The organism is Aeromonas sp. 600724, assembly GCF_049175135.1.
Lineage (GTDB): Bacteria > Pseudomonadota > Gammaproteobacteria > Enterobacterales > Aeromonadaceae > Aeromonas > Aeromonas veronii_A.
Genome location: NZ_JAAKUM010000027.1, coordinates 1 through 12,679, shown reverse-complemented (window position 1 = coordinate 12,679; position 12,679 = coordinate 1). Strand labels below are relative to the sequence as shown.

General features: G+C 48.2%; 9 protein-coding genes, 1 tRNA gene and 2 pseudogenes. 4 read left to right on the top strand and 8 right to left on the bottom strand.

Translation table 11 applies throughout. The annotated features are described in order from the left end of the window. Positions 1 to 40 precede the first annotated feature (40 nt). Positions 41 to 259 carry a translation initiation factor IF-1 gene (gene infA, locus G5168_RS19800; protein WP_005300033.1) on the top strand — a complete coding sequence of 73 codons (219 nt, stop codon included), beginning with the start codon at positions 41 to 43 and terminating at the stop codon, positions 257 to 259. Positions 260 to 327: 68 nt separating this feature from the next. On the opposite strand, the gene clpA is transcribed toward infA, so the two are convergent. Both clpA and clpS read right to left on the bottom strand, forming a co-directional pair. Next, positions 328 to 2,583 carry an ATP-dependent Clp protease ATP-binding subunit ClpA gene (gene clpA / locus G5168_RS19795; RefSeq protein ID WP_100653551.1) on the bottom strand — a complete coding sequence of 752 codons (2,256 nt, stop codon included), beginning with the start codon at positions 2,581 to 2,583 and terminating at the stop codon, positions 328 to 330. A gap of 59 nt (positions 2,584 to 2,642) precedes the next feature. Continuing rightward, a complete protein-coding gene (gene clpS / locus G5168_RS19790; RefSeq protein WP_005337111.1) occupies positions 2,643 to 2,960 on the bottom strand; it encodes an ATP-dependent Clp protease adapter ClpS in 318 nt (105 codons plus the stop codon). Positions 2,961 to 3,189: 229 nt separating this feature from the next. Here clpS and cspD point away from each other — a divergent pair, with 229 nt between their 5' ends. After that, positions 3,190 to 3,408, top strand: coding sequence for a cold shock-like protein CspD (cspD, locus tag G5168_RS19785; protein ID WP_005300025.1), 219 nt, complete (start codon positions 3,190 to 3,192; stop codon positions 3,406 to 3,408). A gap of 117 nt (positions 3,409 to 3,525) precedes the next feature. On the opposite strand, the gene folD is transcribed toward cspD, so the two are convergent. Further along, the gene (gene folD / locus G5168_RS19780) at positions 3,526 to 4,380 is read right to left on the bottom strand and encodes a bifunctional methylenetetrahydrofolate dehydrogenase/methenyltetrahydrofolate cyclohydrolase FolD (RefSeq protein ID WP_005337113.1); all 855 of its coding nucleotides are present in this window, start codon (positions 4,378 to 4,380) and stop codon (positions 3,526 to 3,528) included. Positions 4,381 to 4,593: 213 nt separating this feature from the next. Here folD and G5168_RS19775 point away from each other — a divergent pair. Further along, positions 4,594 to 4,670, top strand: a tRNA-Pro gene (locus G5168_RS19775). 642 nt (positions 4,671 to 5,312) lie between these two features. On the opposite strand, the gene G5168_RS19770 is transcribed toward G5168_RS19775, so the two are convergent. From G5168_RS19770 to G5168_RS19755, 4 genes and pseudogenes are all read right to left on the bottom strand, one after another. Next, positions 5,313 to 5,528 carry a hypothetical protein gene (locus tag G5168_RS19770; protein ID WP_421252610.1) on the bottom strand — a complete coding sequence of 72 codons (216 nt, stop codon included), beginning with the start codon at positions 5,526 to 5,528 and terminating at the stop codon, positions 5,313 to 5,315. A 118-nt stretch (positions 5,529 to 5,646) separates the two neighbouring features. Continuing rightward, a pseudogene (locus G5168_RS19765) lies at positions 5,647 to 6,564 on the bottom strand (IS5 family transposase). A gap of 1,380 nt (positions 6,565 to 7,944) precedes the next feature. Continuing rightward, entirely contained in the window at positions 7,945 to 8,622 is a 678-nt protein-coding gene (locus G5168_RS19760; RefSeq protein WP_421252609.1) for an acyltransferase, read from the bottom strand. Positions 8,623 to 8,635: 13 nt separating this feature from the next. Next, positions 8,636 to 9,532, bottom strand: coding sequence for a glycosyltransferase (locus tag G5168_RS19755; RefSeq protein WP_421252608.1), 897 nt, complete (start codon positions 9,530 to 9,532; stop codon positions 8,636 to 8,638). A gap of 622 nt (positions 9,533 to 10,154) precedes the next feature. Here G5168_RS19755 and G5168_RS19750 point away from each other — a divergent pair. After that, a pseudogene (locus G5168_RS19750) lies at positions 10,155 to 11,157 on the top strand (IS110 family transposase). A gap of 475 nt (positions 11,158 to 11,632) precedes the next feature. On the opposite strand, the gene G5168_RS19745 reads toward G5168_RS19750, so the two are convergent. Continuing rightward, positions 11,633 to 12,013, bottom strand: a complete 381-nt coding sequence (locus G5168_RS19745) for a hypothetical protein (RefSeq protein WP_421252607.1) — start codon at positions 12,011 to 12,013, stop codon at positions 11,633 to 11,635. Positions 12,014 to 12,679: the final 666 nt, after the last annotated feature.

Below are 12,679 nucleotides of genomic sequence, written 5' to 3'. Positions count from 1 at the left end.
GATCCAGCGGTTTTTTGTTGTGGCTTATCAAGAGGATTCAATGGCTAAAGAAGACAGTATTGAGATGCAGGGCACTATTCTCGAAACCCTGCCCAATACCATGTTCCGTGTGGAACTGGAGAATGGTCACGTGGTTATCGCTCATATTTCAGGCAAGATGCGCAAAAACTACATTCGTATCCTGACTGGAGACAAAGTAACGGTAGCACTGACTCCCTACGATCTCTCCAAGGGACGTATTGTTTTCCGCTCTCGCTAAGCCAGGAATTCAGCAAAAAACCCCAACCTTTCGGTTGGGGTTTTTTGTCGTTTTCTGATCACTGACGCTTAGTGGGAAACAGCTTCAACATTGACCTGAAAATCAAAGCTGAGGCTGTCATTTACCAACTCAACCTTCACAATTCCCCCGTCAACCAGTGAACCGAACAGGATCTCGTTGGCCAGGGGTTTCTTGAGGTGCTCCTGGATCACCCGCCCCATCGGTCTGGCGCCCATGGCTCTGTCATATCCCTTCTCTGCCAACCAGTGGCGGGCACGCTCGGACACCTCGAGAGAAACTCCCTTCGCATCCAGTTGAACCTGCAATTCGACAATGAACTTGTCGACCACCTGATGGATCACCGTCATATCGAGATGGTTGAACCAGATGGTGTGATCAAGCCGGTTACGAAACTCCGGACTGAAGGTCTTGTTGATCACCGCCATGGCATCGTGGCTCAAATCCTGTTGCTGGAAGCCAATCGATTTGCGTTGGGTCTCCTGCACACCGGCGTTGGTAGTCATCACCAAAATGACGTTACGGAAATCCGCCTTGCGCCCGTTGTTATCGGTCAGGGTGCCGTTGTCCATCACCTGCAACAGCAGATTGAATACGTCCGGGTGAGCTTTCTCAATTTCGTCAAGCAACACAACGGAATGAGGATGCTTGATCACCGCATCAGTCAGCAGACCACCCTGCTCAAAACCAACATAGCCGGGAGGCGCACCAATCAGACGAGATACGGTGTGGCGTTCCATGTACTCGGACATATCAAAGCGCAGCATCTCGACACCCAGCGCCTTGCCAAGCTGCTGGGTGACCTCGGTCTTACCCACCCCGGTCGGACCAGCAAAGAGGAAGCAACCAACCGGGCGACGCTCGTTACCCAAACCTGAACGAGAGAGGCGAATCGCATCGGTCAGCACCTCGATGGCTTTATCCTGACCAAAGACCACCATCTTCAGATTGCGTTCCAAGTTCTTCAGTACTTCTTTATCTGAAGAGGAGACTGATTTTTCCGGAATGCGGGCGATCTTGGCCACAATGGACTCAATTTCCTGCACATTGATCACTTTCTTGCGCTTGCTCGCCGGCAGCAACCGTTGACCGGCACCCGCCTCATCGATCACATCGATCGCCTTGTCGGGCAAGTGACGATCATTGATGTACTTGGCAGAAAGCTCGGCAGCTGCACGGATCGCCTTGGCGGTATAGCGCACGCCGTGGTGGGCTTCATAGCGACTCTTGAGCCCCATCAGGATGCGAGTGGTGTCATCGATAGTCGGCTCGACAATATCGATCTTCTGGAAGCGACGGGCCAGCGCACGGTCTTTCTCGAAGATCTGGGCATACTCCTGATAAGTGGTGGATCCCACACAGCGGAGCAAACCATTGGAGAGCAGCGGCTTGATCAGGTTGGCTGCATCCAGCTGACCACCGGATGCCGCACCGGCACCGATGATGGTGTGGATCTCGTCGATAAAGAGGATGGCCCCTTCCTGACGCTCAATCTGCTTGAGCAATACCTTGAGGCGCTTCTCGAAATCACCACGGTATTTGGTGCCCGCCAGAAGAGAACCCATATCCAGCGAATAGATGGTACTGCCCGCAATCACCTCGGGGACATCCCCCTTGACGATGCGATAGGCCAACCCTTCGGCAATGGCGGTTTTACCCACGCCCGCTTCACCCACCAGCAGCGGGTTGTTCTTGCGACGGCGGCAGAGCACCTGAATGGTACGGTTGAGCTCCTGATCACGACCAATCAGCGGATCGATGCGCCCTTCCAGCACCAGCTGGTTCAGGTTGGTGGCAAAGCTTTCGATCTGGGCGGCCGAAACATCATCATCAGACTCGGGATTGTTATTGCTGCCGAGATCCGGCTTGTTATCCTTGCGCACCCCGTGGGAGAGGAAATTGACGACGTCGAGACGGCTGATCTCGGCTTTTTTCAGGAAATAGGCAGCTTGTGACTCCTGTTCACTGAAGATAGCGACCAGCACGTTGGCACCACTGACTTCGGTATTGCCGGAGGATTGCACATGGAAGACTGCACGCTGCAACACGCGCTGGAAGCCCAAAGTCGGCTGGGTTTCCCGATCTTCATCGTCGCGCGGTATGAGCGGAGTAGTTTGGGTGATGAATGCGCGGATCTCCTTGCGCATCTGCTCAACATCGGCACCACAAGAGCTCAGCGCCTCATGGGCTGAACTGTTATCCAGAAGGGCTAACAACAGGTGCTCGACGGTCATGAATTCGTGGCGCTCGTCACGGGCCAGTTTGAAAGCCTCGTTCAGCGTCTTTTCTAGATCTTTATTCAACATAGGCACCTCCCCTAGTACAGCTACAATGTGGTGTCACACTCGCCATCAAGTCATCAGATTCAAGCCTTTTCCATAGTACAGAGCAGTGGATGTTCGTTGTTACGTGCATAGGTGTTGACTTGGACAACCTTGGTTTCGGCGATCTCTGCGGTAAACATGCCGCAGACACCCTTACCACTATAATGCACACTCAGCATGACCTGAGTCGCCTTGTCCAAATCCATACCAAAGAACTTTTGCAGCACCTCCACCACAAACTCCATGGGCGTGTAGTCATCGTTGTTCAACACAACCTTATACATGGGTGGCGGCTGCAGCTTTGTTTTCTCTGCTTCTGCAATCTCTTCATTAGCAAAGAGTTCTTTCTGCTTGCTCATAATCGCGCTTTGGTACCTCTAGATTACTACCGTCTAACACAAGGTTGTCAATAGACTTGTTAACCAGATCACATCAGCTGTTAACAACTTCTTGACTCGCTCAAAAGTTAGACTAGATTGGTTACTTGCTAATCTGTGCCCGTCTGCTATGGGCCCATGTCCCTAGTTATAAAGGGCTGGCGCAGGTTACTCAACGACTTCTGGGTAATCAATAAAAGGATGTAGAAGTATGGCAACCGGCACAGTTAAGTGGTTTAACAACGCAAAAGGATTTGGGTTTATCTGTCCGGAAGGGGGCGGTGAGGATATCTTCGCTCACTACTCCACGATTCAAATGGAGGGCTACAAGACCCTGAAAGCGGGTCAGGCTGTCAATTTTGAACTGCAACAGGGGCCGAAAGGAAATCACGCTTCTGTGATTGTGCCAAACGAAGCACAAAATATGTAAATAACACTCTTTGGATAAATAAAAAACCGGTTCCTCTCTGAGCAACCGGTTTTTTATTGTCAGATTTCTGGCCAACCCTGCCTCCTCACGGGATCACAGGGTTATCACCAACCATGATCAGTCGTGATATTCACTGCAGGCGATCAGGGTATTTTCCATCAGGCTGGCGACCGTCATCGGGCCCACGCCACCGGGTACCGGGGTAATGAAGGAGGCATGGCTGCGCGCCGTCTCAAACTCTACATCCCCGACCAGCGAGCCATCAGCCAGGCGGTTGATGCCCACATCGATCACCAATGCCCCCGGTTTGATCCACTCGCCAGGTATGAAGTTGGGCTTGCCGACCGCAACAACCAGCAGATCGGCACGGCGTACCTGCTCTTCCAGATCCCGCGTAAAACGGTGACAGGTCGTGGTTGTGCAGCCCGCCAGCAACAATTCGAGGGTCATGGGACGCCCGACGATGTTGGAAGCACCGACCACAACGGCGTGCAAACCATGGGTTTTGACACCGGTGGTTTCAATCAGCGTCATGATCCCTTTCGGAGTGCAGGGGCGCAGCGCCGGAATACGTTGGGCCAGACGGCCGACGTTATACGGGTGAAATCCATCTACATCCTTGTCAGGCTGGATCCGCTCCAGCACCTGAGTGGTATCAAAGTGATCCGGCAACGGCAGCTGAACCAGAATGCCATCTACGTGGCTATCCGCATTCAACTGGTCGATCAGCGCCAGCAACTCTTCCTGACTGGCGGTTGCACTCAGATCATAGGAGCGGGAGAGAAACCCCACCTCCTCACATGCCCGACGCTTGCTGCCGACATAGACCTGAGAGGCGGGATCCGCCCCCACCAGAATGACTGCCAGCCCTGGAGCCCGTTTCCCTGCCGCCAACCGCTGTTGGACTTGCGCCGCGACCTGGCTGCGAATCGTTTGCGCAACCTGTTTTCCATCTATGATTTTGGCAGACATCGTTCTCCACTCACCATGTGTTCAACTGCCGCGCATTGTCGCATTTTTTTAGCCGGGATGTTAGCGGCAGACGCACGCCATACCTGTAGCGGGCAATAAGTAGGCACTTGAATTTACTGGGGGAAAAAGTCGTTGACGCTGGCCCTTACGCTTGGCTATGATGCCCGCCCGTTGCCCAGCACGACTCTTGTCGATATGCTGGTCAGGGATTTTCGGTGATTAGCGCAGCCCGGTAGCGCATCTGGTTTGGGACCAGAGGGTCAAAGGTTCGAATCCTTTATCACCGACCATGTTCATCAACTCGTCATCAAGACGAGTTGATACAAAGCGCCCTTAGCTCAGTTGGATAGAGTATAACTAGCCCCCAAAGTGTTACCACTTTTTGAGGTGACTAGATCTGGCAAGGGCTGGAGAGATGGTAAGATTACCTAGCAAAGTCTTGCTGTTACTCCTTACTAAAAAGAGTTACCATTTTACATAGCTCTTGGTATGTTGTTGATTTGTAAAATTTGTCCCGTTAGCTCAGCCGGATAGAGCATCCGCCTTTAAGTTATTAGGAGCCTGTACAGGGAAACCTATACAGTGGAGAGGGTGAATTCAAGGAAGCCTCAGCGCGTAATGGCGGTGGTAATCTTGAGCCAAGCTCTACAAGCGTGTAGAGAAGGTGCAGAGACTAGATGGTGCAATGCGATCTCATTGCGGAATACATCATTAGCGCCCTCCACCCAAACAGATAATGCTGTGGGTGAAGATATAGTCCAGACCACAAACGCACTTTAGTGGCAGTGAAAGCTGTAGTGGTAAGCTAAGCGGATGGTCGCAGGTTCGAATCCTGCACGGGACGCCATTTTAAGAAATAAAAAAGCCAGCATCAGCTGGCTTTTTTATTTCTACTTGTCCCGTTCTGAATATGGTTTACCCCCCAACAGTGGTCAAATAAAACTGGCCACGGTTTTATAAGCAGCCCAACACCGCCAATCGAACTCATTTGACACCAAACAACCGTTGTAGTGATGGGGACGAATGTTGCTGTAATAGCCCATCAAATACTCACTGATACTTTCCCTTGCATCAACCACTTTTTTGTAGCCATGTTCAGGAACTGTAGTGATGTGATGGACGCCCCCTCCCAGCGCGGTCAGTTTCATACTTAGGCTGACAACGTTCAACTTTGGGGAGCACCACATTGTAGTGGTCTAATCATCCCGGACACCATGTTTCCCAAATCAACTATCAAGCCACAACTGCCCCAGCCCCTGGTTACCGCTACACTCGGGACTTTCTGACAGGCAGGCCCAAGGTATTCAGCTTGTTTATGGCGCTTACATACGCCATGACTTCTCCCGCTTGGCCGTTGTAGTTACGCAGACTGATTTTTCCCGCCTGCAACTGCTTGAACCGATACATCGCCGTCTCGGCCTGTGAGCGATGGTGATACCCCGATATCTTCTTCCAGTGCGCCAGCCCTTCTTTGCGCATCACCAGCACGGCCTCATTTCTTGGGTGCCCCTTTTTCCAGAGTCCAGCGTTCTTGCGAGGCGGGATACAGGCTGTCGCCCCTTTGCACGGGATAAGCTGATGGCTGGCTTTGCTGTCATACGCGCCATCCGCATAAACATGCCCAAGCTTACGCCGCAGAGGGTTGAGCAAGGTCGGCAACACCCCGGCATCATGGACATTTTCCAACGACACTTCTGCTGCCACGATATCGTGGGTTACCGGGTCTACCGCCAGATGCAACTTGCGCTAGATTCGCCGTTTCTCGGCACCGTGTTTCCTTACCTTCCACTAGCCTTCCCCAAACACCTTCAGCCCGGCTGAGTCGATAACCAGGTCGGTAATACGTTCCTTTGGGGGCTATCTATAAGCCACTTTCACCGTGCGTGCTCGCTTGCTGACACAGCTATAGTCCGGCGCACACAGCGGTACATTCATCAACTCGAACAGGGAGCCGAGTAGTCCCTGTGTTGCTCGCAGAGTGAGGTTGAAAATCCCCTTGAGCATCAGGAAGGTTGCGATGGTCTGGTCAGTGTAAAGCTGGCTGCGGCCCCGCCGCCCATGATGGTCGTGGTGAAACCAGTTGCTCATGGCCTCGGCATCAATCCAGAAGGTGAGTGAACCACGGTTAATCAAAGACTTATTGTATTGAGGCCAGTTGGTGATGGGGTGAAGCGACGTGCCCATGATGCAGACTTGAAGGGGATGGTGGTGATCAGATCACCGACCCCTCAGTTAGTTCCATTCAAGCTGCATCGATTTGGGAAACGATGCCGCTTGAGACCGCGTAACCACTCCCTTTTGTGGGCAACTGTCAGGTGAATACCATCTCCATACAGTAATTGAAGCCCCCATAGTTCCATGGCTGATTTGCTAACGCCCATCGCTTCCTTCGCAGGCAGCGCGAATGGCGCATCCCTAGTCTAGGACGAGCTGCGCGCACTCTAATTTGAACTGAGGAGTAAAAGTACGTCGTTTTGATTGCGTCATCATGCCACCTGTCAATGCATGAGGTGAGAATATCACCTCTAATCGGGTGGCCAAATTCACTATGCCACTACAGTATTCACCCCACACCTTTCACAATCATTCATAATAACTCACAATCATTCACAACAAAAACGCGATTAATAAGGTTATTATATTTCGGTGAGTTTCTAGAGCCCACTATCATCATAATATTTTGAAGCTGTCCCTCCTACACACATATACGTATCATTTATCCCGTGCCATGTATTTGTGTAGGAGGTTTTTTTGAATGAAATGTGGATGCAAGTCTAATAGTGCATATCTGATTAAATGGTTTACGCCAGTATTTTTCCAAAAATAAAACAACATACCGTGACCAATGTGACCGCTATACTCGGAGTTTTTTGACATGCAGACTATGGGGATAGTTTGCTAATGATGATGACAAACGAGCCATGCTGTCATAGGCACCATATTATAAGGTGTGACCTTGAGAAAGGGTTAATTATTTGAGCAGAGCATTGAGCTCAATGATGAGCAAACTCGTCGAATTTATCACTTCAGCACCGAATTTCGCGATCGTCAGATAGAAATGGAGAATTGTGGTTACGGCCGTCATACTTATGGAGAGATCGACACACTATAGTGCTCAATGAAACGTACAGCCATTTTTCGAAGCTTAGAGTCAAAGATTTCTATACAATCCTCAGGCAACGACGCGAATTTTGCGTGCGCCCCCTGTCTCCTTCGAACTTAGAGGGGGATAATAACGGATAACCAAAGACTGCACATAGTAGTGGTTTTGTCAAAAGTCTGATTACACCTTTCTAGATGAATATTCCCTTATCAATGGGAAAGTGTTCAGGCATGAGTTCGTAAAGCAGATGTCGACAAATATTGATAATTCCCTAAAATAGGGTAACAACAGCAATGTCAGGACTGAATTATGGAAAGACAGACTCCATACAGGATGTTCAAGAGGGGTCTGAAATTGATACCGAAAGAAGTTCGTTCTAAAGTAGCGTAAACGCGTAAACAAGACACCGGTTTGAGGCCGGTGTCAGGCGATAACAAGGTCTATATGCAGATATCAGCCAATTATAATTGACTGATATGTTTAATAACTCTAGCCGGATTTCCTATTGCGACTGTATGTGGCGGCACATCTGAGTAGACTACAGCCTGAGCACCTATAACGGCCCCTTCCCCAATCGTGACTCCCCTTAATATTGTTGCTCCATAACCGATCCATGAGTCACTGCCAATATAAACAGGTGATGACTTTATTCGCATTGCCTCACCATGCTTATTACGCCCCGACAACGAATGACCGCTAGAATCCATAACTGTAACCATGGGACCAAAAGTAACCCTATCACCTATTTCAACTAACTGGTAAGCAACAATAGCCACCCCTTGCATAATAACATTATTACCAACCCTTATTTTTCCTGGCGTATCATCATGTATTTGAACGGATGTGAACTTACTAGGATGAGAATGAAAAGCAGGCAATTGGCTGGACTCAACATAGCAATTATCACCAATAGAAATACACCCGCTAAAATTATCAATAGAAATTTTTTCATTCACCATTTTTTTTAACAGCATTTGCTCATCTACAACACGTGTAAATGCCACTCTAGGCATTGCATGAAATGCAGTACCTATACCAACACCTACGCCAAACTTGACAAGTGCATCTCTTATATTAGAAGAAAACAAGCCAGATTTTTCTGGGGGTAACACATAATAATTCTGATATAATGTACTCATTTAAAAAACCACCTCACTTAGTTAGTTCGCTATTAATTAAGTGTATTGTTTTGTTTAAAGGGTGTTTTTGACCGCCAACATCTACACCATAAAAGCTGGTTGTCCAATATGAATATTTCATGTGAATTTTCTTTGCTGCCATCTCGGCTTTACTCGAATGGTCTTCAATTCTTTTGGAGTGAGGCCAATGGATCGAATTTGCATTTCGCTGCAAAATAAAGAAATTGTTATTTCTGTGTAGACGCACGCCTAAATCAACATCTTCTCCACCCCAAGTATTAAAGGTTTCATCAAACAACCCAGCTTTAATCAATTCATCACGCTCAGCTGAGACATGACAGGTCCAAAATATATCAAAGGGTGCAGGCCAGCAATGGATGTTAAAACCTAGTTCATCATACTGTGCTTGGCGAATATCATGCGCTCCCATCTCTTTAAGCTTTAATATTGAACTATCCACATCGTAAGGATCAAGCCGTTCAAGCATTAACTTTTGATTATCTATTTCAGCATCAAATCCTAAAACATACCCTACAATCACCGCCGGATGGATTGACCTCATATGAATATCACAGTGTACCTGTAGTACATCTGACGACAATAAGACTCCAGAATCTAAATACAAAATGTATTTTCCATCAGCCATCATTGTACCAACATTTCTAGCTTTTCCAGCTCTAAATCCTTTATCTTTTTGCCAAGCATATTGAATGTTAATTTTTGATTCGTACTCCAGCACAGTATCTTTACTGCAATCAACTCCGCCATCGTCAACAACGATAACTTCATAACAAGCTTTAGATAAAGTCTGCTTAACCAATGAGTCAAGTGTATATCCTAGAAGCTTCGACCTGTTGTACGTCGGAATTACAACACTGATAATTGGACTATTCATGTTTGGACTATTCATGTGCTACCCTCCTCAACAAACCAACAACAGAGTACTTAAAAAGTACAGAACACGCTCCATAACAACCGTGAATAACAATGAAAAAAACAGCCTCTATTGGCTAATAAAAATTCAAAACTATTCACTACCCACCCAGTGTAATAGCCGTGCATATTTGGCAATATAGATACGCATATGAACAACTGCCTTGGCAACGAAAATGGACAAATAGCACATGACCAGAATTATATGCAGCGAGAATCTCAGCCACAAAAGAAAAGATGAGATTTCAGCAGTGGCCGATTCCACTTTTTATGTTTTCAAAGAACCAAATTGTTTGTTTTTATACGGTGAGTCATTGAATCTTTGGTTATCTATCGGAGGAATAATAAAGGGTAATATAGAGATTGTTCGAGAAAGCAATAAGGTCTACTATAGGGGAGTGATTTCGCCAAGCGTGTTTTTTGGCTTTATTTACAACAAAACAAATATATTTGACGTGACATCTGTTTGCTTTGGCTACAAAATAAAGATCAAAGTCAATATAAGCAGATACCCCACCCCCCATCTAGAGGTAGCCTATAGACACCTACATTAATTATTTTATATTTCCCACCCAAAAAAATGAAATTTTTGGTTTTTAATATATCTATTTGTCGTCATAGATTTGGCAAAAGAGGTATTCTTGATTCATGGAGGGTGACGAGCACGGTAAGCGGTTGTTCAACAAATAACCCAAGAGTTCACAAATAGCCTCCTTTTTGCCAATATTCCACCCTGCTTGATCGGCATGGAGGCATGCGGCCCATTACTGGACCAATAATTTGCAAGGGCTGAGGCATACCGTCAAGCTGATGGCGCCTCAGTTCGTTAAGCCCTATGTAAAGACCAACAAGAACGATACTGCGGATGCCGAAGCTTGTAACCCGGCCCACCATGCGGTCGTGCCGATAAAGAGCAGCGAACAATTGGCCATTCTGGCCTTGCATCGTGCCCGACAAGGCTTCATCAAGGCCAGGACTGCCAAAGCCAACCAGATCCGGGGCCAGTTAGCAGAATATGGGTTCATCCTTCCGCAAGGCATCCCCCATATAGGCAAACACGTCCAGAGCTGCTGCAGGACAGTGAAAACGGCTTGCCAGGAACGTTTCGCCATTTGTTAATGCGACTTCACGAGCACCTCGAGATGCTCGACATGCAGGTAAACGAACTGGAGTACGCGATCATAAGGACTGTGCCGCCAGCCAAACCTTAGCCCAGTTGCCAACTATCGGCCCTATCACCGCAAGTGCGCTGGTTGCTTCCATCGGCAATGCGAAAAACTTCAAGAATGGCCGGCAATTCGCCGCGTGGCTGGGGTTAGTGCTACGGCCACACTCCAGTGGTGGGTAAGCAGAACTTGCTTGAGCTCAGCAAGCGTAGCGACAGCTATCTGCACACCTTGTTAATTCATGACGCTCGGGCGGAGCTACGAATAGCAGAACGCAAGGTGTCTCGTTCTCTGGAAGCTGGCTGGCCGGGGTGATGGCTCAGCGCAACACTAACGTGGCGGCGCGGTAACGCAAGCCAACAAGACGGCTAGAATCATCCGGGCATTGCTGGCACACGACAGAAAATATGATGCCCACTATGGCATGGCCGCATGACAAACAGGTTTGGCAATGTAAGGGCTGATTGACAATCCCTATGACCAAAAAATTGGTAAGGAAGCACCGATTGCACAGGTAATCATGAAGTGATGGCGAGACAGGTCAGACCTTGGCTGTTAAAAACCGAGGGAAACAAAGTACTTCCAAGTACGTGGCGTTGATAGCGGAGCCAGCCAGCGAATTTCATCAGGGATAGAGGCAGTAGCCTCGATCAAAATCCGGATCTAAGGCTGCAATCTCCACCTGACTCATTTTCATCGATTGAGGGCTTGGCAAACCGGGGCGACCATCTTTGTTTCCCAAATCAGCCAGCAAGTCATGACTCCCCCAGCCCTAGGTGGTTGCTACACTCGGGGCTGGAGCCGTTGTGGCTTGATGGTTGATTTTGAAAATCACGCCACCGACATGTTCAAAATAAACGATCCTTTCGATCGCATAGAGCCATGAGTACACCTCCTTCTGATGATATGGATTAATCGTCACAGCGAACTGACTTCATCTGTGCCAGTTGGTCCCACAAACGACATAGCAGGTCGCGCCATGTGAGTGGTGAGGTGCTATCTGTACTGTTACTCTGACGATGGGGTTGCTGATTATCATCAAGCGTGTAGGGATAAATGTAAACGATCCGCATCAGCGACTGCATTCCCCCTTTGCTTCGCACCTTCTGTTCATCAATGACCAGGATGTCGGACAAGAGGCGTATTTTTGAGAAGGTTTGCCACATAGACCAAGTTGAACCGCCTAAAACCTCGGCGGCCTCTCTAGCGCTGACCGGTCGTTGCTGTTCATAGAGCCAGTGAGCTACTTGTATAGCGCTTGGGCGTTGTTCATATGTTGGGTAGTTTTCCAATGGTCTATCCCCTTTTTAGCTAACTTTATAGTATTCAAATAAATCCGTGCATTTTGTTAGGCCGAGTCTCTGCTTATTTTGGCAACATACCTCATTGTGTTCATGTAGACGCTGCCAGTTGTAATAATCCATAAGGTAATAAATACAACATTGAACTGTTTGCTTTCAAAAACCGAAAAAATTTCCGGCCGCTGGGAAGGCATACCGGAGAAAACTCGCACGGAAAAAAGCGAGACACGACAAGGGATAAGAATTCAGGATACATAGCGCCACTCACAGCCCTCAGCGCGGGGGGGGGGCTCACCAATCCATAACAATGAAGGCATCAGTCAAAACCGTTGAAAAATACTCCTGTTTGCCTTCCTTCAACGGATGTTCGGCACCACTTAATCATGACCTTCTACAAATATATTACCGAAAGAATCCGCAGTGATATTACCTTGCTTTCCCCCTCAATACTAATAAAACAAGGCTTGGCATATACAACCTCCCTTAGAAAAATAACTAGAATCCCCATAAAATGGGCGACCAATAAAAATAAGCACCAACACCTTAAACACCACTCAAGTGCAAGACAGCAAGGAGCCCGCTGTAGTGGTCTAATCATCCCGGACACCATTTTAGGTGGTACAGTCGCCACCATGACCTGAGGTGTTCAATGACAAG

Excerpts from the sequence above, each read along its gene's own strand:
- cspD (WP_005300025.1), top strand. The coding sequence starts at position 3,190 with ATGGCAACCGGCACAGTTAAGTGGTTTAACAACGCAAAAGGATTTGGG.
- G5168_RS19760 (WP_421252609.1), bottom strand. The coding sequence starts at position 8,622 with ATGAGTACATTATATCAGAATTATTATGTGTTACCCCCAGAAAAATCT.
- G5168_RS19755 (WP_421252608.1), bottom strand. The coding sequence starts at position 9,532 with ATGAATAGTCCAAACATGAATAGTCCAATTATCAGTGTTGTAATTCCG.
- clpS (WP_005337111.1), bottom strand. The coding sequence starts at position 2,960 with ATGAGCAAGCAGAAAGAACTCTTTGCTAATGAAGAGATTGCAGAAGCA.
- G5168_RS19770 (WP_421252610.1), bottom strand. The coding sequence starts at position 5,528 with ATGAAACTGACCGCGCTGGGAGGGGGCGTCCATCACATCACTACAGTT.
- clpA (WP_100653551.1), bottom strand. The coding sequence starts at position 2,583 with ATGTTGAATAAAGATCTAGAAAAGACGCTGAACGAGGCTTTCAAACTG.
- folD (WP_005337113.1), bottom strand. The coding sequence starts at position 4,380 with ATGTCTGCCAAAATCATAGATGGAAAACAGGTTGCGCAAACGATTCGC.
- infA (WP_005300033.1), top strand. The coding sequence starts at position 41 with ATGGCTAAAGAAGACAGTATTGAGATGCAGGGCACTATTCTCGAAACC.